This is a genomic window from Micromonospora sp. BRA006-A (assembly GCF_033433935.1).
GTDB classification, from domain to species: domain Bacteria; phylum Actinomycetota; class Actinomycetes; order Mycobacteriales; family Micromonosporaceae; genus Micromonospora; species Micromonospora aurantiaca.
In genome coordinates this window covers 2,187,137-2,211,175 of record NZ_JANCLW010000001.1, presented here as the reverse complement: position 1 = coordinate 2,211,175, position 24,039 = coordinate 2,187,137, and the positions used below count along the sequence as shown (strand labels likewise).

The following is a 24,039-nucleotide window of genomic DNA, read 5'->3' as shown; positions in this document are numbered from 1 at the left end:
CGCCTACCGCGCGTCGACCGCGGCCAGCACTGTCATCGCCTCGCGCTCGCGGACGGCCAGGTCGGCCAGGACCGCCGACGCGCGGGTCAGGTGGGCGGCGTCGCCGGTCCGCCCGGCGGTGGCGATGTGGTCGGCGACGGCGGTCCACAGCGGCGCGATGCCGGCGTACATGAGTTGTGCCCGGCGCACCCGCTCGTCGCCGGTGACGGTGGCGGCCTCGGCGAGGAAGTCCCGGTACATGGTGCGGAACAGTGCGCCGCCGGTGCCGCCGCGTTCCATCAGCGTCGCGGCGAGCGGCAGGTCGCGGGACGGGTCGGCGGCGCGGTCCAGCCAGCGGGTCACCCGGGCGGCGGCGGTGGCGATCCCCCGGTGGCCGAGGTTGGCGATCGGCGGGTCGAGGAACGCCCCGGCGTTGGCGCGTACCGCCGCGCGGACGGCGGCGTCCAGGTCCGGCGGGCCGCCGGGAGCGGTGAGCGTGTACGACAGGTGTCGCGCGGTCATCGGCCCACGCGCGGCGCGGGCCCGGGCCAGGCTGTCCAGCGTGGTGGTCACCGCCCCGCCCTGCTGGGCGGTGTCGACCAGATGGGCGTGCGTGTCGTCGTAGCCGTACATCGCGACGGTGTGCCCGCCGAAGTGGACCCTGGTGGTGAAGTAGTCCAGGTGGTACGAGTCGAGTTGCAGGCCGACCGGCTGCCCGGCGTCAAGCGCCTCGGTGACGTTCCGCCACGCCCTGGCCGCCGACGTCGTCTCCCGGACGCGCAGGTCCAGCCCGAGGCGGCCGGCGGCGGCCCGGGTCACGCACAGCGGCTTGGTGCGCCCGCCGAGGAACGGCACATCCATGCCCTTGGCGTCCCAGTAGACGAAGCCGAGCCCCTCGCCGAGGCCGAACAGCATCGGCTCGGAGAGGTCCAGGCCCGCGTGCCGGGTCAGCACGCCGAGCGTGGTGGTCTCGCAGTGCAGTCCGGGGCGAGGCGTCACGTCGTCGAGGATCACGTCGCCTCCTGTTCCGCCGGCTCGGCGGCGACGTTCGGGCCGCGCTGCGGCGCGGCGGTGTTCGGGTCGGGCCGCGCGGCGGCGGCGCTCGGGCCGGGCCCGGCGGGTGGGGACAGCAGCGGGCGCAGCGGCCCGTCGCCGGGGGTGCCGGACATCCGGCGGGCCACCCCGGCGAGCAGGTCGGCGGCCTGGACCCGCGGGTCGTCGCGGGAGTCGGTCATCACCAGCCCGGCCAGCGGTGACGGGCCGGCCGGGTCGCCCGCGGCCAGTGCCGCCTGGAGGCGGCGCAGCCGGTCCTCGGTGAGCGCGCTCTGCTCGTCGTGGATCACCAGCACCCGCCGCCGGCCGGCGCTCCAGTGCAGCACGGTCTCGGCCAGCGCCGGAAGCAGCGGCTCCAGCGGTGGCGGGATCGTCCGGTCGCCCGCGTACAACCGGGCCTGCAAGGCTGCCACCCGGGCCGGTTCGAGCGCGTCGAGGACCGCCCCGGCCTGCGCGTCGCCGACGTCGCGCCGCAGCGCGTCCCGCGCGGCGAAGAACCGCTCGACGCTCCGGTCGTCCGCCCGGTCCCGCCGCTTGGTGCGCAGCATCTCGACCACGGCGGCGAGGAAGGCCGCCCAGCCGCCCCCGGCCGCCCGCCCGGCCCGGTGCAGCGCCGCGGCGGCCGGACGCCGGTCACCGGACAGCCGGGTGCCCGCCGCGTACGACGGCTCGGCCAGCAGCAGATCGACGACCCGGGTGGCGAGGAAGAACTCCTTGTCGACCAGGTGCACGTGCGCCCGGCCGCGCAGCGCCGACAGGAACCACTTCACCGCCTCGGCGGCCTCGCGGCGGCGCAGGAACTGCCGCGACTTGACCTCGTCGGGCGAGAACCGGAACCCGGACCGCAGCGTACGGATCAGCCCGGCCGCCTCGTCGCGGCTCAGGTCTGTGCTGGCGTGGACGATCACCGGGGTGGCCGGGTCGAGCAGGTTGGTGCCGGAGAAGCCGGACTCGTCGCAGGCGATCTCCCGCACCGCGCCGGTCAGCGCCTCGCCGGGTGGCAGCCCGCCCTGGAGCGGCAGCCTCGCACCCGTCGACCCCGCCATGCCGACCATGCTCGCCCACCCGGCCCGCGGCGGACCAGCGGTCAACCCGGATCGGGGCGACGGCGGGCCGTGACGCCTCATTCCACCGGCCGGTAGATCGCGGTCAGGCGCGGCAGACGGGCGCGCATCTGCTCGTCGTCGTCGAAGTCGAAGTCCTCACCGGCCGGGTCGGCCGGCTGGGCGGGAGCAGCGCGGTCGGCGGCGTCGAGCGCCTCCCAGAACGCGTCGGCGCCGGCGCCGGTCGCCACGGCGTACGCGTCGCCCGCCGCGCTCAGCACCGCCTCGCACTCGACCGCGTCGTCCTCCGGGTCGACACCGGCGTCGGCGAGTGAGTCGGGATCGGCGACGGCTCGCTCCCAGACCGTCCGCCCCTGCGCTACCAGCCAGCCGCGGAAGTAGTCGAATCCGTCGTCCGAGCAGCCACCGCGCATCAGGTAGGCGGCCGCCCACAGGTCCCAGCGCCACCCCTCCAGATTCACGTCGTCGTACGCCTGCTCGAAGCCCACGATCGCCGCCGGACTCAGCGCGGACAGCTCCGCGACCAGGTGCCGGGCCACCGCCTCGGCCCCCTCGGCGGTGACCGTCTCGCCTCCCGCGGCGCGACGCGCCCGCTCCACGATGTCCCAGAACGTCTCCCGATCCACGGCGGGACCGTACGCCGGCCCACCGACAAGCTGTCAGCGCCCGTGTCAGCGCCGTGTCAGGGCGGTGGCGGTACGGCCGCCCATGGTGGTCGCATGACGAGTTCAGCGATAGCGGCCTCCGGGCTGCGCAAGGCGTACAAGGACCGGGTCGTGCTCGACGGCATCGACCTGGACGTCCCGGCCGGGACGATCTTCTCCCTGCTCGGCCCGAACGGGGCCGGCAAGACGACGACTGTGAACATCCTGACCACGCTGATCCGTGCCGACGCCGGGTCGGTGCGGGTCGCCGGGCACGACGTGGCCACCGAGGCCCAGGCGGTCCGCGCGGCGATCGGCGTGACCGGGCAGTTCGCGGCGGTGGACGAACTGCTCACCGGGCGGGAGAACCTGCAACTGATGGTCGACCTCGGTCCGCGCAACCGCGTGACCGGCAAGCGGGTCGTCGCCGAGCTGCTGGAACGGTTCGACCTGGTCGAGGCCGCCGACAAGCTGGTGTCGACGTACTCCGGGGGCATGCGCCGCAAGCTGGACCTGGCGATGACGCTGGTCGGCGAGCCGCGGATCATCTTCCTGGACGAGCCGACGACCGGGCTGGACCCGCGCAGCCGCCGCACCATGTGGTCGATCATCAGGGAGCTGGTGGCCGGCGGCGTGACGGTCTTCCTCACCACCCAGTACCTCGACGAGGCCGACCGCCTCGCCGACCGGATCGCGGTGCTCGACCAGGGCCGGCTGGTCGCCCAGGGCACGCCGGAGGAGCTGAAGCGCCGGATCCCCGGCACGCACGTGCGGTTGCGGTTCGGCACCGGCGCCGAACTCGACGCGGCGGCCCTGGTGCTGCCCGAGGCGGTACGCGACGAGGAGGCGCTGGCGCTGCGCGTGCCCACCGACGGCGGGACCACGGCGCTGCGCGCCCTGCTCGACCGGCTCGACGCACACACGATCAGCGCCGACGACCTGTCCGTCCAGACCCCCGACCTCGACGACGTCTTCCTGGCCCTGACGGGCCGTACCACGGAGGTGGCCGCCAAATGAGCAGGAACCACTCGGTCGTCATGCTGCGCCGCAACCTGACGCACCTGCGCCGCAACCCGACCTCGGTGTTCAACGCGGTGCTGATGCCGATCATCGTGATGCTGATGTTCGTGTACATGCTCGGCGACGCGTTCTCCGTCGGCGTCGACTACGTCGACTACGCGACGCCGGGCCTGATGCTGCTGGCGGTCTGCTACGGCCTCGGTGGCACCGCGACGTCGGTGAACTCCGACATGACAAAGGGCATCATCAACCGGTTCAAGGTCATGCACGTCTCGCGGGGCGCGGTGCTGACCGGCCACGTCGTCGCCACCGTGCTGACGAACGTCCTCGCGGTCGCGGCCCTGGTCGGGGTGGCGTTCCTGCTCGGCTTCCGCCCGGCCGCCGGACCGCTGCACTGGCTCGGCGTGGCCGGCGTGGTGGTGCTGCTCAGCGTCGCGGTCAGCTGGTTCACCGTCGCGCTGGGCCTGTTCGCCAAGTCGCCGGAGTCGGCGGGCATGGCCTCCGTGCCGCTGGTCCTGCTGCCGTTCTTCAGCAGCGCGATCGTGCCCGCCGACAAGATGGGGCCGGGTCTGCGGCAGATCGCCGAGTACCAGCCGTTCACGCCGATCATCGAGACGCTGCGCGGCCTGCTCGAGGGCGCGCCGTCGGCCGGCGACGTGATCCCCGCGCTCGCCTGGTGCGCCGGCATCGCGGTGGTCGGCTACCTGTGGGCGCGGTCCACGTTCACGAAGCGAGCGTGACCTCGACCAGCCGCTCCCAGCCGGTCTCCCGGCCCTGTGCGACCGCCTCGGCGAACCCCGCGTCGCCGAGGCGGTCGCGCGCCGCCGCCTCGATCCGGGGCACGTCGGGGTGGGTGCGGTCGGGCTGCCCGCGTACCGCGGTGGCGGCGCCGAGCAGCCGCGCCGCCTGGTCCGGCCGGTCCAGCCGCAACGCCAGGTCCGCGACGCCGACGAGCACCTGCGCGGTCAGCGGCGCGTAGCCACCCTCGCGCGCCGCGCGGCACGCCGCCGCCCGATGGGTACGCGACAGCTCGACGTCGCCGGTCAGGTAGCCCAGCAGATCCTGGGTGCCCGCCCGGACACTCGCCAGTTCCGCCTCGTCGCCGAGCAGCGCCGACACCGACCGCAGCTGCGCGTACGCCTCGTCCGCGTCACCGTCGTGACGGGCCAGGTACGCGCGGACCAGCGCCAGTTCGGCCAGCGCGCCCGGCCAGGCGACCCCGGCGGCGAGCCGGTGCGCCTCGGCCAGCGCGTCGGCGCTCGCCGCCGCGTCGCCGCCCAGCCGGTACAGCCAGGCCAGCCGCGCCCGCATCCGGATCACGTCCTCGACGGCGCCGACCTCGGTGACCGCCGTGACCGCCTGCTCGTAGTAGTCGCAGGCGGCGGCGACGTCACCGCGTACGGCGATCAGCTCGGCCAGCTCGCTGAGCGCGAACGAGATCCCGAAGCGTTCGCCGACCGCCCGGAACTCGGCGAGCGCCTGCCGCAGGCACGCCTCCGCCTGCGCCGCCTCGATGCCGAGGATGACCCGCAGCTTGCCCAGGTGCAACCGGGCCAGCGCGCGTACCCACGGATCCTCGTGGTCGAGCAGCGACTCCCAGGCGGGCAGCAACGCGTCCGGTTCCCGCAGCATCCGCTCCATCGGCACGACGAGGGCCAGCTCCGGGTGGCCGCCGCGGCCCTCCCCGCTCAACCGGTACGCCTTGTGGATCCACTCGGCCGCGTGCTGCGCGTCGCCCGGTCCGGAACTGAGGAACAGCACCACGAGTCCGTACACCACGGCGCGGATGTCGTCCGGCACGTCGCCCGGCGCCTCGGTGGCCGCGATGATCAGTTCCATGCCCTCGGTGCGGTGGCCGCCGAGCCACCAGTACCAGCCGGCGCCGGCGGCGAGCCGCATCGCCTCGGGCCCCTCACCCGCGGCGAGCGCGCCGCGCATCGCGGCGGTGACGTTGTCGTGCTCCGCGTCCAGCCGGGCGAGCCAGGTGAGCTGGTCGGCGCGGCGCAGCCGCGGTTCGGCGGTCTCGGCCAGCGCGGTGAAGTACGCCAGGTGCGCGCGGCGCGTGGTGTCCTCCTCCCCCGCCTCGGCGAGCCGCTGCGCGGCGTACTCCTTGATCGTGCCGAGCATGCGGTAGCGCGGCGCCACGTCGCCGGCGGCGACCAGCAGCGACTTCTCGGTCAGCGCGGTGAGCAGGTCGAGCACGTCGCCCGCCTCGACGGCGCCGCCGGCGCACACCCGCTCGGCCGCGACCAGGCTCGCCCCGCCGGAGAACACCGACAGCCGGCGCAGCACCGCGCGTTCGGCGTCGCTGAGCAGTTCCCAGCTCCAGTCGACCATCGCACGCAGCGTCCGGTGCCGGGGCAATGCGGTCCGGCTGCCGCCGGTGAGCAGCCGGAACCGGTCGTCGAGCCGGGTGGCGAGCTGGTCGACGGACATGGCGCGCAGCCGCGCCGCGGCCAGCTCGATCGCCAGCGGCATGCCGTCGAGCGCGCGGCAGATCCGCGCCATCGTCGTCGCGGTACGGGCGTCGAACGCGAGATCCCGGCGTACCGCCGCGGCCCGGTCCCGCAGCAGGCGCACGGCGGGCGACGACTCGACCTCGGCGGCAGTGGCGTCGCCGCCGGGCAGGCCGAGCGGCGCGACCGGCAACAGCGTCTCCCCGGTGATGCCGAGTGGTTCCCGGCTGGTGGCCAGGATGCGCAGCCGCCGGCACTCCCCGAGCAGCCGGTGCGCCAGCGTCGCCGCCGCCTCGACGACGTGTTCGCAGTTGTCCAGGATCAGCAGCATCTCCCGGTCCCGGATCGCCGCGACCAGCCGGTCGACCGGTTCCGCGCTGCCCGCGTCGCCGAGCAGCGCGTCCCGCAGGCCGAGCCCGGAGATCGCCGCCTGCGCCACGTCCCCGTCGGCGCTGACGGCGGCGAACTCCACCAGCCACACGCCGTCCGGCAGGTCGCCGGTCAGCCGGCGCCCGGTCTCGGTGGCCAGCCTGGTCTTCCCGGAGCCGCCCGGACCGGTGAGCGTGGTGAGCCGGTGCTCGGTCACCAGCGCGCCCACCACGGCGAGGTCGGCGTCCCGCCCGACGAAGCTGGTCAGCTCGGCACGCAGGTTGGTCCGGCGGGTGTCCTCCCGGCGTACCGTCTCGCCGCGCAGCAGGGCGACGTGCAGCGCCGACAGCTCCGGGGACGGGTCGGCGCCCAGGGCGTCGGCGAGCGCGTCGGCGGTGCGCTGGTAGACCAGTAGCGCCTCGGTGTCCCGGCCGGCCGCGACGAGCGCGCGCATCAGCGACACGGCGAGCCGTTCGCGCACCGGATGGGCGGCCGCCAGGTCGGTCAGCTCCGGGATCAGATCGGCCTCCCGGCCGAGCCCGATCTCCGCGTCGTACCGGTCCTCCGTCGCGGTCAGGCGCAGTCGTTCCAGCCGGGTGGCCGCCGCGTCGAGCGCCGGGCTGTCGGGCAGGCCGACGTCGCGCAGCGCGTCGCCGCGCCACAGGCCCAGCGCCTCGCGCAGCAGCCGGACCCGCTGCGGCCCGTCGCCGTCGCGGGCCCGGCGGACGAGACGTTCGAACCGTACGGCGTCGACGGCGTCGGGCTCGACGACGAGCCGGTAGCCGTCGGGCAGCCCGTCGACCGCGCCCCCCGGCAGGGCCTTGCGCAGCCGGGACACCAGGCGTTGCAGCGCGTTGGCCGCGTCGGCGGGCGGGTGCTCGCCCCAGATCCAGTCGACGAGCGCCCCCTTCGGGACCACCCGGCCGGGCTGAAGCGCGAGGGCGGCCAGCAGCGCGCGCAGCCGCGCGCCCGGCACGTCGGCCGGGACGCCGCCGTGCGTGGTGACCTGGAACGGCCCGAGCAACCCGATCTGCACCCGCCGATCCTGCCACGACCGGCGACCCGGCCCGGGTCGCCGCCCCCGCCGGTCAGGTGGCCGGGCGCAGGTGCCGGCGCTGACGCAGCCGCACGGCGGCGGCCACCACGACCAGCACCGTGAGCGCCACCGCGAAGGCCAGCCCGTGGGTCAGGCCGCGGGTGAGGTAGCCGCCGTCGGTGTGGTCGACGGCGTACGTGGCGAGCTCGCGGCTGAACCAGAACGGCAACGCCCGGGTGACGCTGCCCGCCGGGTCCATGACCATCTGGAGACCGACCACCGTCAGCAGCACCAGCGTGCCCTCCAGCTCGCGCGGCAGCACGGCGCTGAGCAGCAGGCCGAACGGCGCCGACACGAACACGGTGAGCGTCATGATCAGCGCGATCACGCCGTACCGGACGTCGCGCTGGTCGGCCAGGACGAGCAGGAAGTACGGGGTGGAGAGCAGCACGCCGACGGTCCAGAGCGCGAGCAGCCGGCCGAGCACCAGGTGCCGGCTGCCGTAGCCGGAGAGACGCAGCCGGGGTTCGATGCCGCGCGCCGCGCTGCCCGCGAACAGCGCGGCGGTGCTCAGCGCCCAGCCCAGGCCGATGCAGACGAAGCGGATCGACTGCCCGAGGTGATCCCCGCGGCGGCTCAGGTAGAACGCCAGCGGCATCAGCAGCAGGATGACCAGCACGGTACGGCGGCGCAGCAGCTCGCGCAGGGCGGCCTCGGCCACCACCAGGGTCCGGCTCACGCGTCACGCTCCCCGGAGAGGTCCAGCACGACGTCGACCCGGTCGAGCTGGTTGAGCAGGTGGGTGACCACCACGACGGCCTTGCCGGCGTCGCGCCAGCGCCACACCTCGTGCCAGAAGTCGAGGTAGGTGCCACGGTCGAAGCCCTGGTAGGGCTCGTCGAGCAGCAGCACGTCCGGCTCGCCGAGGCGGGCCAGCACCAGGTTGAGCTTCTGCCGGGTGCCGCCGGAGAGGTGCCGGGCCTGGGTGCGTCGCGGCGGCGTCCACTCCAGACCCTCCGCCTCCGCCCGCCCGGCCCGCCGCGCGGCTGTCCGGCCCAGCCCGCGGCCGGCGCCGATCAGCACGAAGTGCTCGTCAGGGCTGAGGAACTCGGCGGTGCCGCCGTCCTGCGGGCAGTAGCCGAGCGTGCCGTGCACGTCGACGGTGCCCGCGTCCGGGCTCAGCAGGCCGGCGCAGATCCGCAGGAACGTGCTCTTGCCGGCCCCGTTGGCGCCGACCACCGCCGCGATCTCGCCGGCCCGGACGGTGAGATCGACCCGGTCCAGGACGGCCCGCCCCCGGTAGCGCTTGGTGATGCCCCGCGCGGCGAGCCGCACCGGTCCGGGCCGCTGGCGCGGCGGACGCACGTCGGGGCCGCCGAGGCTGTCGACCACCGCCCGGGCGTACGCCTGCGGCGCGCCGAAGACCCGCAGCGGCGGTTCCCCGCTGTCGAGCAGGTGGGTGGCCGCCTCGGCGACGACGTGACCGGTCAGGTCGGGCCCCACCCCGTGCCGGCGCAGCTCGCCGGTGAGGGCGGCGAGCCAGAGGTCGTGGTTCACCGCTTCGGCTCCTCGCCAAATATCGTGCCGACGCTCGACGCGAAGGCGCTCCAGTCGTTCGCGGCCGCTCGCAACGCGGCGCTGCCCTCCGGGCTGATCCGGTAGTACTTGCGCGCGGGGCCGGTCCCGCCCTCCCGCCAGTGCGCGGTGAGCAGGCCGGAGCGCTGCAACCGCAGCAGCACCGGGTAGAGGGTGCCGCCCTGCACCGCGCCCAGCCCGTGGGCGCGCAGCGCCTGGGACAGCTCGTAGCCGTAGGACTCGCCCCGGCTCAGCAGCGCGAGCACGCAGAGGTCGAGCACTCCGCGCAGCCACTGTGCCCGCCGTTCCTGGTTCATCCCGCTCCTGACGCGACGTCTACGTCGGACAACGGTAGCGCCGCCATCTAGGTAGCGCAACCATCTAGTACGGGCATCCTCAAGCACGCCGATCCTGATAGGTTGCGCGCTCCGCACGGGTTCGACGGGGGAATGCGCATGTCCGACACGGGGGCCGGATCGGGCCAGGAATCGACGGGGGACGCGGAACAGCGGGCCGAGACCGCCTGGATGCCGCCGTCCGGCGAGTCGCCGGCCGCTCCCGGCCCGCCACCGCCGGGTCCGGCTTACACACCGCCCACCGCGGGTCCGGACCACGGGCCGTCCACGCCGGGTGCGGATCACGGGCCGTCCGCGGCGGGTCCGGCTTACGGGCAGCCCACCGCGGTTGCGCCGTTCGGGCCGGCTGCGCCGTTCGAGCCGTACCCCTCGCCCGGCCCGCCGTCGTCCGGCCGCAACCGCGGTCTGGTCATCGCCGTCGCGGGGCTGAGCGTGTTGCTGCTGGTGGCGTGCTCGGGCCTGATCGGCGGCGCGTTCCTGCTGCGGTCCTCCGAGCGCCGGGCGGCCGAGCCGGAGCCGGTCGCGCCGCCGGCGGCGCCCTGGCGGTCGTCCGGCACGACGCCCGCGCCGGGCGCGACGGCGAGCGTGGAGCCCTCCACACGCGGGCCGCAGCCCAGCGACTTCCCCGCGGCGCAGATCTCCGACCTGAACGACGTGTGCGACGGGGTTCTCTACTTCCCGCAGTCACCGAAGCGCACCGGGGCGGCGCCGCACCCGGTGGCGCTGCTCGTCGGCACCGACATGGGCACGCGCCGCCACGACCGGGTCTACTACTACGACGAGGGCCTGTCGAAGCGGGTGGAACGGACCTGGGCGTCGGAGGATCCGAAGGTCGTGCAGATGGTCGCCTGCCTGGATCGCACCAGCACCGGCGCGACGATCCGCAAGTGCCGCTACGACGACCCGAAGCCGGACACGCTGACGCTGCTGAAGGCCACCTACCGCCTGCGGGTGTACGAGGTGGCGACCGGCCGCAGGCTGCTGGACAGGACCATGGGCGGGGACGACCAGCAGTGCCCGTACGTGGTCCTGTACGGACCGGACAAGAAGATCTACGCCGAGGTCAGCCACCGTTCACTGCTCTCGGCGCTGCGCAACCTGGTGAAGCGGTAGGCGGTCGACACCGGTCGGGGTCCACCCGGGACGACGCGGGGAAACCGGCCGCACGGCCCCTCGCGCATCGGCCGGGATGTTCGATAGCATCGAACATCCCGGCGGACGTCCCGCCACCTCGACAGGAGGTCCTCGTGCGGCCCATGAACAGTCAGCCGCCGTCGGAGCAGGCCGGCTCCGGTGGCGCCGCGGACGAGAACACGCCCGCGGGTGTCGTCGGCGGCCGGATCCGGCGCTACCGCAAGGAACGCGGGCTGACCCTGCGCGGCCTCGCCTCCCGCTCCGGGCTGTCCATCGGCTTCCTGTCCCAGGTCGAGCGCGGCATCTCCTCCATCGGCCTGACCGCGCTCGGCAGTGTCGCCAAGGCGCTCGACCGGTCGGTTGCCGACTTCTTCGACGCGGGCACGCCCTCGCCGGACAGCACCGTCTCCTCGCTCCCCCGGCACTTCACGCTGACCAGGGCGGAGACTGCGGCGACGCAGTACGTGTCCGGGCAGCAGACCTACCGCATGCTCTCCGACCGGGGGCCGGACCTGGTGCTCGAACCGATGCTGGTGCACATCGCGCCGGGCGGGCGCCGGGAGAACGCGTACGGCCACCGGGGCGAGGAGTTCGCCTACGTCATCTCCGGCGAGTTGCTCTACGAGGTCGAGGGCGTCGAGCACCGGCTGTTCCCGGGCGACAGCGTGCACCTGCGCTCGTCGGTGCCGCATCAGCTCTTCAACGACACCGACGCGGTGACGACTGTCGTCTCGGTGGTCACGCCCCGCCTGTTCTGACCCGCGCACCGGGCACCACGAATCGCCCTCCGTGTTCACGTAGGTGAACTCGGAGGGCGATTCCACGTCCGGCGTCAGCGGCCGAGGCGCGCGTCCACGGCGGTCATCGTGTCCCGCCAGATGACCGAGGCCGGATCGATGACGGCGAAGTGGTCCCCCGCCTGTTCGAGGTGGCGGATCTCGTCCCCGGCGGCTGCCGCGGCGGCGGCGTAGCGCCGGTTGGCGTCGACGAGGTCGAGGCTGTCCTGGGTCCCCTGCACGAGCAGTGTGGGCACCCCCGTCGGCAGGCGGAGCATCGGGTCGCTCTCGGCGTACCGGCGCGGTGCCGTCACCGGTGATCCGCCCAGCGCGGCGGCGACCGCGCCGTCGCCGAGGTAGCGCCGCTCGCCCTCGGTGAGGTCGAGCACCCCGGCCAGCGACACCGCGAGCGCGACACGCGGCCCGCTCGGACGCGCGGCCAGGTCCGCCGCGGCACGCAACGCGAGCTGCCCGCCGGCCGAGTGTCCCAGCACGACGATCCGGTCCAGGTCGACCAGCCGGTCGCGGGCCGGTTCCCGCAGTGCGCGCAGGCCCGCCTCCACGTCCTGCGTGGTCGCGTCCCAGCCGTGCCGGTCCGGGCGCCGGTACTCCAGGTTCCAGGACGCGTACCCGCGCCGGGCCAGGTCGGCGGCGAGCGCGTCCATCAGGTCCGCGCCCCAGATGGACCGCCAGAACCCGCCGTGCAGCAGCACCGCGACCGGCGCCGGCCCGGCGGCCGGGCTGGACGGCAGCCGCAGGTCGCCCCACTGGTCCGGGTCCGGGCCGTAGGCGATCCGGGTGGCCGGCGCGCGGAGGCGGTGCACGGCGTGCCGGATCGCCCAGGCCAGGCCCCACAGTCCCCGCCCGGCCAGGTGGACCGCGCCGGGCACCGGCGGCTCGACTGTGAGGTCGTACCAGACGACGCCGGCCGGCTGCGCGCCGATGAGGGCACGGGCCGCTGGTGTGGGGCCGGGCAGCGCCACCACCGGCTGGGCCGTCGCGGCGAGCAGCGACCGCAGCTCGTCGGCCGAGCCGGCGGTGACCACCTGACCGGCGACGTCCAGTTCGGCGCAGGTGGTGGCGGTCAGCGACGCCAGCAGGGCCGGGTCGGCCACCAGGCCGGGGCCGACCACCACGGTGAGCCGCACCTGACTCACCTGCGCAGCAGCGGCAGGACGGCCGAGCCGAGCAGGTCCACGCCGCGCTCGTCGGTGAGGCCGTGCGGTGTGCCGAACTCGACCCGGCGCACGCCCGCGTCGATGAGCGCCTGGGCCTGCGCGGCGACCTGCTCCGGGGTGCCGGAGAAGGCGAACCGGTCCAGCACGTCGTCCGGGATCAGCCGGCCCGCCGCCTCGTCCTCGCCCGCGTCGACCAGGTCACCGACGCGCTTGACCAGGTCGTCGGGCATCTCGACGGTCGGGTCCAGCTCGGCCACCACCGCCAGGTACATGGCGACCTCGGTGCGGGCCTTGGCGCGGGCCGCCTCGCCGTCGGTGTCGACGACCGTCACCGCGCCGAGCACGATGCCGACGTCGGCGACGTCGCGTCCGGCCTTCTCCGCGCCGGTCCGCAGCCGCTCCCGGATCACCGGGACCATGTCCGGGTTCGCGCTGCCGCCCACCTTGATCTCGTCGGCGATCCGGCCGGCCAGCGCCGCGCCCTGCGGGCCCCACGCGCCGAGCAGCAGCGGCGGGTCGGGCCGCTGCACGTCGTAGCGCAGCGCGGTGCCGGGGTCGAGCGAGAAGACCTTCCCGGCGAAGCCGCCGCGGTCGCCGCGCAGCAGGCGGTAGACGACCTGGACGGCCTCCTCGATGGTGGTCAGCGGCCGCGGCTGCGGCAGGCCGACAGCGCCCAGCCAGGTCCCCCGGGCCAGGCCCAGGTAGGCCCGCCCGTGCGAGGCCAGGTCCAGGGCGGCGAGCTGACCGGCGATCTCGTACGGCGCCATCGAGTACGGGTTCAGGCAGGCCGCGCCGAGGCGTACCCGTTCGGTCGCCTGTGCAATCTCCAGCAGCGGGAAGATCGGCGGCTGGTACATCAGGTCACCGAAGACGGTGAGCACGTCGAAGCCGTGCGCCTCGGCGGCGCGGGCCAGCCGGGCGTAGGCGCCGGCCGGCTTGTCGCTCTGCAGGCCGAGGCCGATCTCGACGGTCATGTCAGGTCCGCCGAGTTCATCGTGCGCCGGCAGGTCCGCTCCACCTTCATGACGAGCCGCTCCTCCGGGTCGGGGCAGATGAAGTGGGAGTCCTGGGCCAGCCAGTCCCCCGGCGCCAGGTCACGCTGCTTGGCGGCGAGGAAGGGCAGCACCGAGGCGAGCGCGTACACGCAGAAATGCTTTCCCTCGGGCAGCCGCAGGTGCGCGCTGTTCGTCAGTTCGAAGTGGTCGCCCACGGCCATGCCGCACACCGACCGGCCCTCGATCCGGTCGACTGTCACCTTCAGGTCGTAGATCTCCATGTCGCCGCCGGCGGTCTCGCTCACGGCCCCTCCCCTTCGTCGATCCGTACGATGATCTTGCCGGTGGTCCGGCGTTCGGCCAGTTCGGTGAGCGCCGCGGGCGTCTCGTCCAGCGACACGAGGCGGCTGACCGGCGGCCGGACCGCGCCGGAGGCGCACATGTCGAACAGCTCCTGGTAGGCGGCCTCGACGGCCGCCGCGCGCTGCCACGGGTACTGCGAGCCCCAGGACAGGCCGACGAGCGTCGCGTTCGCCGCCATCAGCCGCAGCGGGTCCACCGGCGGCGGCGCGCCACCGGCCGCGCCCACCGCCACCAGGCGGCCCTCGAACGCCAGGCACTCCCAGGAGCGGCCGAACACGTCGCCGCCCACCGGGTCCACCACGACGTCCACGCCCCGCCCGCCGGTGGCCGCGCGCACCGCGGGCACGAAGTCGTCCGCCGTGTAGTCGATCGCCACCAGGGCGCCGTGATCGCGGCAGATCGCGGTCTTGGCCGGACCGCCCGCGGTGGCCAGGACCCGCGCGCCGCGGGCGACGGCGAGCTGGATCGCGGCGATGCCCACCCCGCCGGCGCCCGCGTGCACCAGCACCGTCTGCCCGGCGGTGAGACCGGATCGTTCGAGCGCGAACCACGCGGTCTGGTAGGTGACGGGCAGCGCCGCCGCGGTGACCGGATCGACTGTGGGCGGTCGCGGCACCACCACCGCGGCGTCCACGGTGACTGTCGTGCCGAGCGCGCCGCGCGGCAGCGCCGGGCAGGCGAGCACCTCCTGACCCAGCAGGTGCTCGGCCCCGGCTCCGGCGGCGACGACCCGGCCGGCCGTCTCCACGCCGGGTGTCATCGGCGGGTCCGGCCGCACCGGGTACTCGCCCCGGCAGAGCATGACGTCCAGGAAGTTCAGCCCCACCGTACGGACGGCGAGCCGCACCTCACCGGGGCCGGGCGGCGGGTCGTCGGGCAGCTCGGCGACCGACAGCACGTCCGCCGGCTCACCGGTCCGCCCGGCGACCAGCCGCCGGATCACGCCGCGCCCACCGGTTCCCGGACCAGCTCGGCGTGGTGGTGCACGATCACCCAGCGGCCGTCGATCCGGCGCACCACGTCGGTGACGCGGGTGATCTCCGGCTCGTCGTCCGGGCCGAGCTGCGAGACCAGCTCGTACCGGGCCACGCCGAAGTCGTCCCACACGTCGATGCGCTTGTCCCTCGGGGCGAGCACCGCCAGCCGGGGCCGCTGCCCCGCGGCGTCGCGCCGGGCGCGGTACTCGTCCAGCTCGGCCCGGGTCCGCAGCGGCCCGGGCAGGTGCGTCTCCCAGGTGGTCACGTCGGGGTCCAGGTGGGTGTCGAACCGCTGCTGGTCTCCGGCGAGGAACGCGTCGTACATGTCGTCGATGCCGGCGGCGATCGCCGCGGCGCCTGAATCCGCGAACGTCATCGCGTCTCCTCCTGGTTCCGATCGTCGCGGGCGATCTGCCCGCCCTTCATCACCCACCGCACGTCCCGGAACGCCGAGGTGTCGGCGAGCGGGTCGGCGTCGGTCGCGATCAGGTCGGCGAGCTTGCCGGCCTCGACAGTGCCGAGGTCGGACTCCGCGCCGAGCCACCGGATCGGCCCGAGCGTGCCGGCGTGGATGGCCCTCGCGGTGCCGATCCGCTCGGACATGTACTCCAGCTCCCGGATCGAGGCGGTGGTGCCCTCGAACTCCCAGAACGGGGGCATGTCACTGCCGAGCAGCACCTCCACCCCGGCGGCGATCGCCATGTCGAAGCTCTCCAGGTGCCGGGGGCCGGCGCCGAGCGACCGGCACTGCATCCACTCCGGTACGCCCAGCTCGTCGAAGAACTCCTTGCACCGGGTCACCAGCAGCGTCGGCACGAGCGCGGTGCCGCGCTCGGCCATCCGCGCCGCGACCTGCGGAGTGAGCTGGTAGCCGTGCTCCACGCAGTCCAGTCCCAGCTCCACGGCCGCGCCGATCACGTCGGCCGGTCCGGCGTGCGCGGTCACCTTGCGGCCCCACGCGTGCGCGGTCTCGATCACCGCTGTCATCTCGTCGGCGAACAACTGGGGCGTGTGGATGCTCTCGTGCTCACCGGCGATACCGCCCGAGATCATCACCTTGATCAGGTCCGCGCCCGCCTTGATCTGGCTGCGGACGCCGTGGCGGAAGCCCACCGGGCCGTCGCACTCGAGCGTGTCGTTGCTCTCGTGGCCGTGCCCGCCGGTGCACACCAGCGCCCGGCCGGCGGTGTAGATACGCGGACCCGGCACGCGCCCGGCGTTGATCGCCCGCCGCAACGCGAAGTCGGCGTGGTCCTTCTCCGCCACGCAGCGCACCGTGGTCACGCCGGAGTGCAGCGTGCGCCGCGCCCCGTCGGCCATGTAGTGGGCGAGGTCGTACGCGCCCATCCCCTTGACGTTGTCGCCCCCGGAGCCGGGCAGCGACAGCGAGAAGTGGGTGTGCATGTTGACCAGACCGGGCGTCAGGAACGCGCCGTCGAGGTCCACCTCGGTCAGCCGGCCGGCGGCCCGCGCCTGCTCGGCCACCTCGGCGTACGGCCCGACGGCGGCGATCCGGTCACCCCGGACCCACACCCCGGCACCGGTCACGGGCGCCATGCCGTCCACCACGCGGGCATCAAGCACTGTGCAGTTGCCGAGCAGCACGCTCGGCTGCTCGGGCGAATAGGCGGCACTCACGCGATCACTCCATAAACGTCTCGGGCGGCCCGCGCGGAGACGTAGCCCTCGGCCACGTCCCGTCGCACCGCCTCCGGATCCCGACTCCCCGGGTCACCGTGGCCGCCGCCACCGGCGGTCAGCAACGTCACCCGGTCCCCCACCGCCACCGCGGTACGCCGTGTGCTCACCCGGTGCTCCCGGTCCGTGCCCGGGAACACCACCACCTGGTTCGGCTCCGGCTGCTCGCCGCCGGCCAGCGCCCACGGCGCGCTCTTCGTCTTCTTGATCACCGTCAGGAACTCACCCGGCGTCACGAACCGGATGTCCCGCCGCAGGCCGCAGCCGCCCCGGAACCGGCCGGCGCCACCGGAGTCGGTACGGATCTCCAGGCGCTCGAAGAACATGCCGGTCTTCGACTCCAGCACCTCCACAGGCGTGTTGCGCGCCTGGGTCTGGCACAGGTGGTTCGCCGGTCCGATGCCGTCGTGCCGGGGCGTGCCGCCCCAGCCGACCGGGTCGTTGTTGCTGACCGCGAACATGTCGCCGGTGTCCGGGTGCCGTCCCACCATCATGAAGCCGGGCACGTCGCCGCCGGAGGAGGCAGCCAGCCGATCCGGCATGCCCTGCGCCAGCGCCTTGAGGATCAGCTCCAGCGCGACGGTGCCGGTCCACTGGGTGAACGTCGCGGCCGGGTACTGCGCGTGGAACAGCGTGCCGGGCTCGGCGCGTACCCGCAGGGGCGCGAAGTGCCCGGCGTTGGTCTGCTCGTGCGGCGTGGTGACGCCCTTGAACGCGACCCGGCAGGTGGCGATGGTGGCGCCGAGCGGCAGGTTCACCGGCCCGGGCACCGCCGGGGACGACCCGGCGAAGTCCACTGTGAACGTGCCGTCGGCGACGGTGACGGTGACCCGCATCCGGATCGGGTCGTCGCTGACGCCGTCGTCGTCGAGCCAGTCCTCGGCGGTCCAGCTGCCCTGCGGCAGCGCGGCCACCGCCTCCTCGGCGCGCTGCGCGGCGGCGTCGATCACCCGGTCGACGACCGCGTCGACCACCGCCGGGCCGTAGTGGCGGTACAGCTCGGTCACCCGCCGCTCGCCGGTACGCAGCGCGGCGATCTGCGCGTTGAGGTCGCCGAGCACGAGTTCCGGCATCCGCGAGTTGAACCGGATCAGCTCGTGGATCTCGCGCACCGGCTCGCCGCGGTCGTACACCTTCGTGCCGGGGAAGATGATCCCCTCCTGGTGCATGTCCGTGGAGTCGAGCACGTAGCCGGGATCCTTGGCGCCCAGGTCCATCCAGTGCGCCCGGATGCACAGGTAGCCGATCAGCTCCTCGCTGTCCGGCAGCACGACCGGCGCGAACATCGTCGCGTCGTACGTGTGCGCCGCGTTCCAGTACGGGTAGTTGAGCAGCACCACGTCGCCGCGGTGCAGGTTCTCCACGCCGACGTACTCGACGCCCTTGCGCAGCGAGTAGTCGTTGGCGCCGAGGAAGCGGGACAACCCCGTGGACTCCGCGACCAGCCGCAGCCGCCGGTCGTAGACGGAGATGCCGAAGTCGTACACCTCGTAGATCACCGGGTTGAAGGCGGTGCGCACCAGCGCGGCCCGCATCTCCTCGGCGGCCGAGACGAGATGGCTGCGGACGACCTCGACGGTCGCCCCGTCGACCGTCGGCTCACCCATCGACGTCCACTCCGTAGACGTCCCGGGCCGCCTCCGGGGAGACGTAGCCCTCGGCCACGTCCCGCCGCACCGCCTCGGGGTCGCGCCCGCGCGGGTCGCCGTGGCCGCCGCCACCGGCGGTCAGCAGGGTGACCCGGTCGCCCGCCGCCACCACGGTGCGCTTGGTGCTCACCCGGTGCTCGCGGTCGGTGCCCGGGAACACGACGATCTGGTTCGGTTCCGGCTGCTCGCCGCCGTCGAGCGCCCACGGCGCGCTCTTGGTCTTCTTGATGACGGTGAGGAACTCGCCCGGGGTCAGGAACCGGATGTCGCGCCGCAGGCCGCAGCCGCCCCGGAACCGGCCCGCGCCACCGGAGTCCGCGCGGATCTCCCAGCGCTCGAAGAACATCCCGGTCTTGGCCTCCATGACCTCGATCGGGGTGCCCCGGCCGGTGCTGCCGGAGACGTGCGTGGCGGCGTCCATGCCGTCGTGCTGCGCGGTGCCGCCCCAGCCCACCAGGTCGTTGTTGCTGACCGCGAACATCTTGCCGGTGTCCGGGTGCAGGCCGACCATCATGAAGCCGGGCACGTCGCCGCCGGAGGAGGCGGGCAGCCGGTCCGGCATGCCCTGGGCCAGCGCCTTGAGGATCAGCTCCACCGCGACGATGCCGGTCCAGAGCGTGAACGTGGGCTGCGGGTAGACGGCGTGGAACAGGGTGCCCGGCTCGGCCCGCACCTCCAGCGGCGCCACGGTGCCGGCGTTCGACGGCTCGTCCCGCGACGTCAGCGACTTCAGCACGACCTTGCAGATCGCCTCGGTCGCCCCGAACGGCATGTTGATCGGGCCACGGGTGGCCGGGGCCGAGCCGGCGAAGTCGACGATGAAACGCCCGTCGTCGATCGTCACCGTGACGCGCATCTTCACCGGATCGTCGGTGATGCCGTCGTCGTCCACCCAGTCCTCGGCGGTCCAGGTGCCCTGCGGAAGCGTCGCCAGCGCCGCCCGGGCGCGGGCCTCACCGTCGGCGATGATCCGGTCGATCGCCTGGTCGACCGTGTCCCGGCCGAACTTCTCGATGATCTCCAGCATCCGGCGCTCGCCGGTGCGCAGCGCGGCGATCTGCGCGTGCAGGTCACCCAGCACCGCGTCGGGCATCCGCGAGTTGAAGCGGATCAGCTCGTGGATCTCGCGCACCGGCTCGCCCCGGGATACGACCTTGGTGCCCGGGAAGATCAGCCCCTCCTGGTGCATGTCGGTCGAGTCGAGCACGTAGCCCGGGTCCTTCGCGCCCAGGTCCATCCAGTGCGCGCGGACGCAGAGGAAGCCGACCAGCTCGCCGTCCGCGTCCGGGTCCGCCTCGTCCGGCCGGAACACCGGCGCGAACAGCGTCGCGTCGTACGCGTGCGCCGCGTTCCAGTACGGGTAGTTGAGCAGCACCACGTCGCCGCGGTGCAGGTTCTCCCGGCCCACGTACGCCACGCCCTTGCGCAGCGAGAAGTCGTTCGCGCCGAGGAAGAACGTCAGCCCGGTGGCCTCGGCGACCAGCCGCAGGTCGGCGTCGTACATCGACAGGCCGAAGTCGTGCACCTCGTAGATGACCGGGTTGAAGGAGGTGCGGATGAGGGTGGCCCGCATCTCCTCCGCGGCGGACAGCAGATAGCTGCGGACGACCTCGACCTGGGCTCCGTCCAGCGTGGTCATGCGGCTTCCTCCAGGGTGACGAGCAGGTATCCGTGGTCGTCGACGGTGACCCGCTGACCGCTGGGCACCACTGTGGTGGAGGTGCCCTCGTCGACCAGAGCCGGTCCGTCGAAGGTGTCGCCCGGCTCCAGGCGGGCCCGGTCGTAGACCGCGAACGGCACCACCGCCTGCTGCCCGAAGTCGTACGCGTCGCGGTGCGCCAGCAGCGCCTGCGACGGGTCGCCGTCGCCGCGCGGCAGCGTCTCCAGCTCCGGCCGGTCGGTGCGCCCGATGCCGCGCACCCGCAGGTTGAGGATCTGGAGCGGGTTGCCCATGGTGTGGCCGTACCGGGCGCGGTGCGTCTCGTCGAAGGCGGCGCGGACGGCGTCGCGGTCCAGCTCACGCCCGACGGTGACCATCAGGCTGTGCTCCTGGCCCAGGTAGCGCAGCTCGAACTGCCGCTCCAGCACCGCCTCACCGGCCGGCACGCCCTGCGCCACCAGCGACGCGACCGCCTCGGCCTCGACCGCCTTGAACAGCTGCTCCAGCTCCGACAGGTCGGCGTCGTCGAGCGTGGCCATCACGGTACGGCTGAAGTCGTTGACGATGTCGGCCGAGAGCATGCCCCAGGCGGAGAAGCCGGACGGCGCGAACGGCACGACCACCTCGCCGATGCCCATCTCCCGGGCCAGCAGCGGCGCCAGCAACGGGCCGGCCCCGCCGAACGCGAGCAGCGCGAACTGCCGGGGATCGTGCCCCCGCTCGACGGTGATCTGCCGGACCGCGCCGACGGTGCGGGCCAGCAGCACGTCGAACACGCCCGCCGCCGCGTTCTCCACGCTCAGGCCGAGCGGATCGGCCAGCTGCTCCTGGATCGCGGCGCGCGCCTCGGCGTCGCGCAGGCCCATGGTGCCGGCGAGGAACCGGTCCGGGTCCATGTAGCCGAGCACCACCGCCGCATCGGTCACCGTCGGCCTGGTGCCACCCCGGCCGTAGCAGACCGGGCCGGGGTCGGCGCCGGCGCTCTGCGGGCCGACCTTGAGCAGGCCGTGGTCCAGCCAGGCGATCGAGCCGCCGCCGGCGCCGATGGTACGGATGTCGTACGTCGGGATGAGCAGCGGGAAGTGCTCCAGCTGGGCCTCGTACGCGGCGACCGGGTTGCCGCGCTCGATCACGCAGGCGTCCAGCGAGGTGCCGCCGATGTCGAACGTGAGCACGTTGTCCCGGCCCAGCTCGGAGGCGACGTACGCGGCGCCGACGATGCCGCCGGCCGGGCCGGACAGCACGGTGTGCGTGGGTGCGGTCTTGGCGACCGCGCTGGTCATCGAGCCGCCACCGGACCGCATGATCAGGAAGCGCCCGGCGAAGCCGCGCTCGGCCAGGCCGGACTCCAGCTCGTCCACGTACCGCTCGAAGATCGGCCGGATGTACGCCTCCAGCACAGTGGTGCTGGTGCGCTCGTACTCCCGGTACTCGCGCACGATGTCCGTCGACAGCGACAGGCTGACCTGGGGGAACTCCTCGTGGATCAGGCGCGCGGCCTCCCGCTCGTGGCTCGGGTCGAGGAACGAGTGCAGGAAGCAGATGGCGATCGAGGTGACCTGCTGGTCCACCACGAGCGTGCGGGCGGCCTCCCGGACGCTGCCCGGGTCCAGCGGCTCCACCACGCGTCCCCGGTAGTCGAGGCGGCCCCGCACACCGGCGGTGAAGCGGCGCTGCACCAGGCTCTCCGGCCGCTGGTACTGGAAGTCGTACATGTGGTCCGACGGCACGTTGCCGCGGCCGATCAGGAAGATGTCCCGGAAGCCCTCGTTGGTGATGATGCCGGTACGGCCACCACGACGTTCCAGCACCGCGTTGAGGCCGAGGGTGGTGCCGTGGATGAACAGCTCCACCTCGGACAGGTCGGTGCCGAGCGCGGTGATCGCGTTGAGGACACCGTCAGCGGGCCGGGCCGGGGTCGTGGCCGCCTTGCGGAAGCGGACCCGGTTGGTGCGCGTGTCCAGTTCCATGGCGTCCACGAAGGTCCCGCCGATGTCGACGGCGAGCCGGATGGGGCGACGGGTCATGGCGTGACAGCCTGCCTTCCGATGAGGGCGGGAAGCTCGGGAACGCGCCAGCAGGCGGCCCGGCTCTCGCCGTACGACTGAAGCTCCTGCTGCTCCGATCGGCACCGGTCGGTGACGAACGGGCACCGGGCGGCCAGTGGGCACCCGGTCGCGGCGTCGGCTTCCTCCAGGTCCTTGACCAGCTCGACGGCCTCGCCGTCGGACCCGGTCGTCCCGCCGAGGCGGGGGGCGCTGCCCAGCAGCGCCCGGGTGTAGGGGTGCCGGGGCGTGTCGAAGACGACGTCCACCGGTCCCTCCTCGACGACCCGGCCGAGGTAGAGCACCACGACGCGGTCGGCGAAACCGCGCACCGTGGCCAGGTCGTGGGAGATGAACACCGAGGCGCGGTCCGCGTCGGCGGCCACGTCGGCGATCACGTCGAGGATCTGCGCCTGGACGGTGACGTCCAGCGCCGAGGTCGGCTCGTCGAAGACGATCAAGTCCGGCTCGCCGACCAGAGCGCGGGCGATGCCGATGCGTTGCGCCTGGCCGCCGGACAACTCGTGCGGGTAGCGCTGGAGGATCGACCGGTCCAGCTCCATCCGGTCCAGCACGGCGGTGACGCGCTCCTCCCGCTGGGCCGGGGACAGGCCCGCGGCGCGCAGCGGCTCGGCGATGGAGTCGCCGACGGGACGGCGCGGGCTCAGCGAGCCGATCGGGTCCTGGAACACGAGCTGCGCCCGGGTGCGCGCCCGGCGCAGCGCCCGGCCGCGCGGGCGGGGGCGGCCCGGCTGCTTGACCAGCGCCTGCCCGGCGACCGTGACGGTGCCGGACGTGGGCGCGACCAGGCCCATCACGAGCTTCGCGAGGGTGCTCTTGCCGCAGCCGCTCTCGCCCACCACGCCCAGCGTCTCGCCCGGCCCGAGCCGGAGCGTGACGCCGCGCAGCGCGTGGTGCCCGCCGGAACCGAACCGGCTGCGGTAGACGACGTGCGCGTCCTCGATCTCCAGCACCGCTGGCTTCGCGTCCGCGCCGGACGCGACCGCGCCGGACGCGACCGGCGTGTGCGACGCCAGCGGTACGTCGGCGTCCAGCGGCCGGGTCTGCGGGTGGAAGCAGGCGAGCGACCACTCACCGCCGCCGGGCACCGGCACGGTGGCCGGTCGCCGGGACGAGCAGGTGCCGTCGGCGTGCGCGCACCGGGCGACGAACGGGCAGTTGTGCGGTGCCTCGGTGAGCAGCGGCATGGCGCCGGGGGTGGCGACGACCGGCCGGCCGCCGACGTCCGGCACCGAACGCAGCAGCGCCCGGGTGTACGGGTGCGCGGGCTCCCGCAGCACCTGCGCGGCCGGTCCGCTCTCCACCACGGTGCCGGCGTAGAGCACCACCACCCGGTCGCAGACCTCCGCGATGGACGCCAGGTCGTGCGAGATCAGCAGGACGCCCCGGCCGTCGGTGTCGGCGGCGTGCCGGAACTGGCGCAGGATCTCCCGGGTCAGTGTCACGTCGAGGCCGGTGGTCGGCTCGTCGGCGATCAGCAGCTCCGGCGCGCAGCCGGTGGCCAGCGAGATCATCACGCGCTGGGCCATGCCGCCGGACAGCTCGTGGGCGTACGCGTCGAGCCGCCGCTGCGGGCTGCGGATGCCGACCGTCTCGAACAGCTCGCGCGCCGCCTCGCGGGCCCGCTCGCCGGACATCTCCTGGTGGGTGGCGAGCCGGTCGACGAGCTGCTTGCCGATGGTGCGGGTGGGACTGAGCGCGCCGCGCGGGTTCTGGAAGCAGATCGCCACCCCCCGGCCGCGGTGGGCGGCGAGCGCGGTGTCGTCCATGCGCAGCACGTCCGAGTCGCCGAACAGCACCCGGCCGGTGGCGTGCGAGCCGCCGGGCAGCAGCCCGACGATGGCGCGGGCCACCATGCTCTTGCCGCCGCCGCTCTCGCCGACCAGGCCGACGACCTCGCCGGGCCGGACGGTGAAGCTGACGCCGCTGAGCGCCGCGACCTGCCGGCCGGGCCGGCGGATCGTCACGGAGAGGTTCTCGATCGACAGCAT

The 24,039-nt window shown here is 74.1% G+C and carries 21 protein-coding genes; 4 read left to right on the top strand and 17 right to left on the bottom strand.

Features of this window, described 5'->3' with window-relative positions:
• Window positions 1-3: 3 nt before the first annotated feature.
• The 3 genes from NMK34_RS10600 to NMK34_RS10590 all read right to left on the bottom strand — a co-directional run bounded on the left by NMK34_RS10600 (window position 4) and on the right by NMK34_RS10590 (window position 2,722).
• Entirely contained in the window at window positions 4-993 is a 990-nt protein-coding gene (locus NMK34_RS10600) for a BtrH N-terminal domain-containing protein (RefSeq protein ID WP_318333230.1), read from the bottom strand.
• Window positions 990-2,078 (bottom strand): DUF3800 domain-containing protein, encoded by a 1,089-nt coding sequence (locus NMK34_RS10595; RefSeq protein WP_318333229.1) that lies wholly within the window; start codon window positions 2,076-2,078, stop codon window positions 990-992. The genes NMK34_RS10600 and NMK34_RS10595 overlap by 4 nt, the downstream gene beginning before the upstream one ends.
• 77 nt (window positions 2,079-2,155) lie before the next feature.
• On the bottom strand, window positions 2,156-2,722 hold the full coding sequence (locus tag NMK34_RS10590; RefSeq protein ID WP_318333228.1) for a DUF4240 domain-containing protein: 567 nt from the start codon (window positions 2,720-2,722) through the stop codon (window positions 2,156-2,158).
• Window positions 2,723-2,815: 93 nt separating this feature from the next.
• On the opposite strand from NMK34_RS10590, the gene NMK34_RS10585 reads away from it, so the two are divergent.
• Both NMK34_RS10585 and NMK34_RS10580 read left to right on the top strand, forming a co-directional pair.
• The gene (locus NMK34_RS10585; RefSeq protein WP_318333227.1) at window positions 2,816-3,757 is read left to right on the top strand and encodes an ATP-binding cassette domain-containing protein; all 942 of its coding nucleotides are present in this window, start codon (window positions 2,816-2,818) and stop codon (window positions 3,755-3,757) included.
• Window positions 3,754-4,500, top strand: coding sequence for an ABC transporter permease (locus NMK34_RS10580; RefSeq protein WP_318333226.1), 747 nt, complete (start codon window positions 3,754-3,756; stop codon window positions 4,498-4,500). The genes NMK34_RS10585 and NMK34_RS10580 overlap by 4 nt, the downstream gene beginning before the upstream one ends.
• Here NMK34_RS10580 and NMK34_RS10575 read toward each other — a convergent pair.
• The 4 genes from NMK34_RS10575 to NMK34_RS10560 are packed head-to-tail and all read right to left on the bottom strand — an operon-like array spanning window position 4,484 to window position 9,513.
• Window positions 4,484-7,621: a BTAD domain-containing putative transcriptional regulator gene (locus NMK34_RS10575; protein ID WP_318333225.1), complete on the bottom strand. Its 3,138-nt coding sequence runs from the start codon at window positions 7,619-7,621 to the stop codon at window positions 4,484-4,486. The genes NMK34_RS10580 and NMK34_RS10575 overlap by 17 nt on opposite strands.
• 52 nt (window positions 7,622-7,673) lie before the next feature.
• Complete coding sequence (locus tag NMK34_RS10570) at window positions 7,674-8,360, bottom strand: hypothetical protein (RefSeq protein WP_318333224.1); 687 nt, start codon at window positions 8,358-8,360, stop codon at window positions 7,674-7,676.
• Window positions 8,357-9,178, bottom strand: a complete 822-nt coding sequence (locus NMK34_RS10565) for an ATP-binding cassette domain-containing protein (protein WP_318333223.1) — start codon at window positions 9,176-9,178, stop codon at window positions 8,357-8,359. The genes NMK34_RS10570 and NMK34_RS10565 overlap by 4 nt, the downstream gene beginning before the upstream one ends.
• Window positions 9,175-9,513 (bottom strand): PadR family transcriptional regulator, encoded by a 339-nt coding sequence (locus tag NMK34_RS10560; RefSeq protein ID WP_318333222.1) that lies wholly within the window; start codon window positions 9,511-9,513, stop codon window positions 9,175-9,177. Before NMK34_RS10560 ends, NMK34_RS10565 begins: the two co-directional genes overlap by 4 nt.
• A 471-nt stretch (window positions 9,514-9,984) precedes the next feature.
• Here NMK34_RS10560 and NMK34_RS10555 point away from each other — a divergent pair, with 471 nt between their 5' ends.
• Both NMK34_RS10555 and NMK34_RS10550 read left to right on the top strand, forming a co-directional pair.
• A complete protein-coding gene (locus NMK34_RS10555; RefSeq protein ID WP_318333221.1) occupies window positions 9,985-10,665 on the top strand; it encodes a hypothetical protein in 681 nt (226 codons plus the stop codon).
• Window positions 10,666-10,808: 143 nt separating this feature from the next.
• The gene (locus tag NMK34_RS10550; protein ID WP_228532064.1) at window positions 10,809-11,444 is read left to right on the top strand and encodes a helix-turn-helix domain-containing protein; all 636 of its coding nucleotides are present in this window, start codon (window positions 10,809-10,811) and stop codon (window positions 11,442-11,444) included.
• 74 nt (window positions 11,445-11,518) lie between these two features.
• Here the strand turns inward: NMK34_RS10550 and NMK34_RS10545 are convergent, their stop codons facing one another.
• The 10 genes from NMK34_RS10545 to NMK34_RS10500 are packed head-to-tail and all read right to left on the bottom strand — an operon-like array spanning window position 11,519 to window position 24,039.
• Complete coding sequence (locus NMK34_RS10545; protein ID WP_318333220.1) at window positions 11,519-12,610, bottom strand: alpha/beta hydrolase; 1,092 nt, start codon at window positions 12,608-12,610, stop codon at window positions 11,519-11,521.
• Window positions 12,611-12,615: 5 nt separating this feature from the next.
• The gene (locus NMK34_RS10540; protein WP_318333219.1) at window positions 12,616-13,614 is read right to left on the bottom strand and encodes an LLM class flavin-dependent oxidoreductase; all 999 of its coding nucleotides are present in this window, start codon (window positions 13,612-13,614) and stop codon (window positions 12,616-12,618) included.
• Window positions 13,611-13,940: a TIGR04076 family protein gene (locus tag NMK34_RS10535; protein ID WP_318333218.1), complete on the bottom strand. Its 330-nt coding sequence runs from the start codon at window positions 13,938-13,940 to the stop codon at window positions 13,611-13,613. Before NMK34_RS10535 ends, NMK34_RS10540 begins: the two co-directional genes overlap by 4 nt.
• Window positions 13,937-14,941 carry a zinc-binding dehydrogenase gene (locus tag NMK34_RS10530; protein ID WP_318333217.1) on the bottom strand — a complete coding sequence of 335 codons (1,005 nt, stop codon included), beginning with the start codon at window positions 14,939-14,941 and terminating at the stop codon, window positions 13,937-13,939. Before NMK34_RS10530 ends, NMK34_RS10535 begins: the two co-directional genes overlap by 4 nt.
• A complete protein-coding gene (locus tag NMK34_RS10525; protein WP_318333216.1) occupies window positions 14,938-15,351 on the bottom strand; it encodes a nuclear transport factor 2 family protein in 414 nt (137 codons plus the stop codon). Before NMK34_RS10525 ends, NMK34_RS10530 begins: the two co-directional genes overlap by 4 nt.
• On the bottom strand, window positions 15,348-16,613 hold the full coding sequence (locus tag NMK34_RS10520) for an amidohydrolase family protein (RefSeq protein WP_318333215.1): 1,266 nt from the start codon (window positions 16,611-16,613) through the stop codon (window positions 15,348-15,350). The genes NMK34_RS10525 and NMK34_RS10520 overlap by 4 nt, the downstream gene beginning before the upstream one ends.
• Window positions 16,610-18,280 (bottom strand): hydantoinase B/oxoprolinase family protein, encoded by a 1,671-nt coding sequence (locus tag NMK34_RS10515; RefSeq protein ID WP_318333214.1) that lies wholly within the window; start codon window positions 18,278-18,280, stop codon window positions 16,610-16,612. Before NMK34_RS10515 ends, NMK34_RS10520 begins: the two co-directional genes overlap by 4 nt.
• Complete coding sequence (locus tag NMK34_RS10510) at window positions 18,273-19,961, bottom strand: hydantoinase B/oxoprolinase family protein (protein WP_318333213.1); 1,689 nt, start codon at window positions 19,959-19,961, stop codon at window positions 18,273-18,275. Before NMK34_RS10510 ends, NMK34_RS10515 begins: the two co-directional genes overlap by 8 nt.
• Window positions 19,958-22,009 carry a hydantoinase/oxoprolinase family protein gene (locus NMK34_RS10505; protein ID WP_318333212.1) on the bottom strand — a complete coding sequence of 684 codons (2,052 nt, stop codon included), beginning with the start codon at window positions 22,007-22,009 and terminating at the stop codon, window positions 19,958-19,960. The genes NMK34_RS10510 and NMK34_RS10505 overlap by 4 nt, the downstream gene beginning before the upstream one ends.
• Window positions 22,006-24,039: a dipeptide ABC transporter ATP-binding protein gene (locus tag NMK34_RS10500; protein ID WP_318336314.1), complete on the bottom strand. Its 2,034-nt coding sequence runs from the start codon at window positions 24,037-24,039 to the stop codon at window positions 22,006-22,008. Before NMK34_RS10500 ends, NMK34_RS10505 begins: the two co-directional genes overlap by 4 nt.

Coding starts and splice junctions, on each gene's coding strand:
- NMK34_RS10515 (WP_318333214.1), bottom strand. CDS start 18,280: ATGGGTGAGCCGACGGTCGACGGGGCGACCGTCGAGGTCGTCCGCAGC.
- NMK34_RS10560 (WP_318333222.1), bottom strand. CDS start 9,513: ATGAACCAGGAACGGCGGGCACAGTGGCTGCGCGGAGTGCTCGACCTC.
- NMK34_RS10500 (WP_318336314.1), bottom strand. CDS start 24,039: ATGCTGTCGATCGAGAACCTCTCCGTGACGATCCGCCGGCCCGGCCGG.
- NMK34_RS10510 (WP_318333213.1), bottom strand. CDS start 19,961: ATGACCACGCTGGACGGAGCCCAGGTCGAGGTCGTCCGCAGCTATCTG.
- NMK34_RS10505 (WP_318333212.1), bottom strand. CDS start 22,009: ATGACCCGTCGCCCCATCCGGCTCGCCGTCGACATCGGCGGGACCTTC.
- NMK34_RS10580 (WP_318333226.1), top strand. CDS start 3,754: ATGAGCAGGAACCACTCGGTCGTCATGCTGCGCCGCAACCTGACGCAC.
- NMK34_RS10595 (WP_318333229.1), bottom strand. CDS start 2,078: ATGGCGGGGTCGACGGGTGCGAGGCTGCCGCTCCAGGGCGGGCTGCCA.
- NMK34_RS10540 (WP_318333219.1), bottom strand. CDS start 13,614: ATGACCGTCGAGATCGGCCTCGGCCTGCAGAGCGACAAGCCGGCCGGC.
- NMK34_RS10585 (WP_318333227.1), top strand. CDS start 2,816: ATGACGAGTTCAGCGATAGCGGCCTCCGGGCTGCGCAAGGCGTACAAG.
- NMK34_RS10525 (WP_318333216.1), bottom strand. CDS start 15,351: ATGACGTTCGCGGATTCAGGCGCCGCGGCGATCGCCGCCGGCATCGAC.
- NMK34_RS10550 (WP_228532064.1), top strand. CDS start 10,809: ATGAACAGTCAGCCGCCGTCGGAGCAGGCCGGCTCCGGTGGCGCCGCG.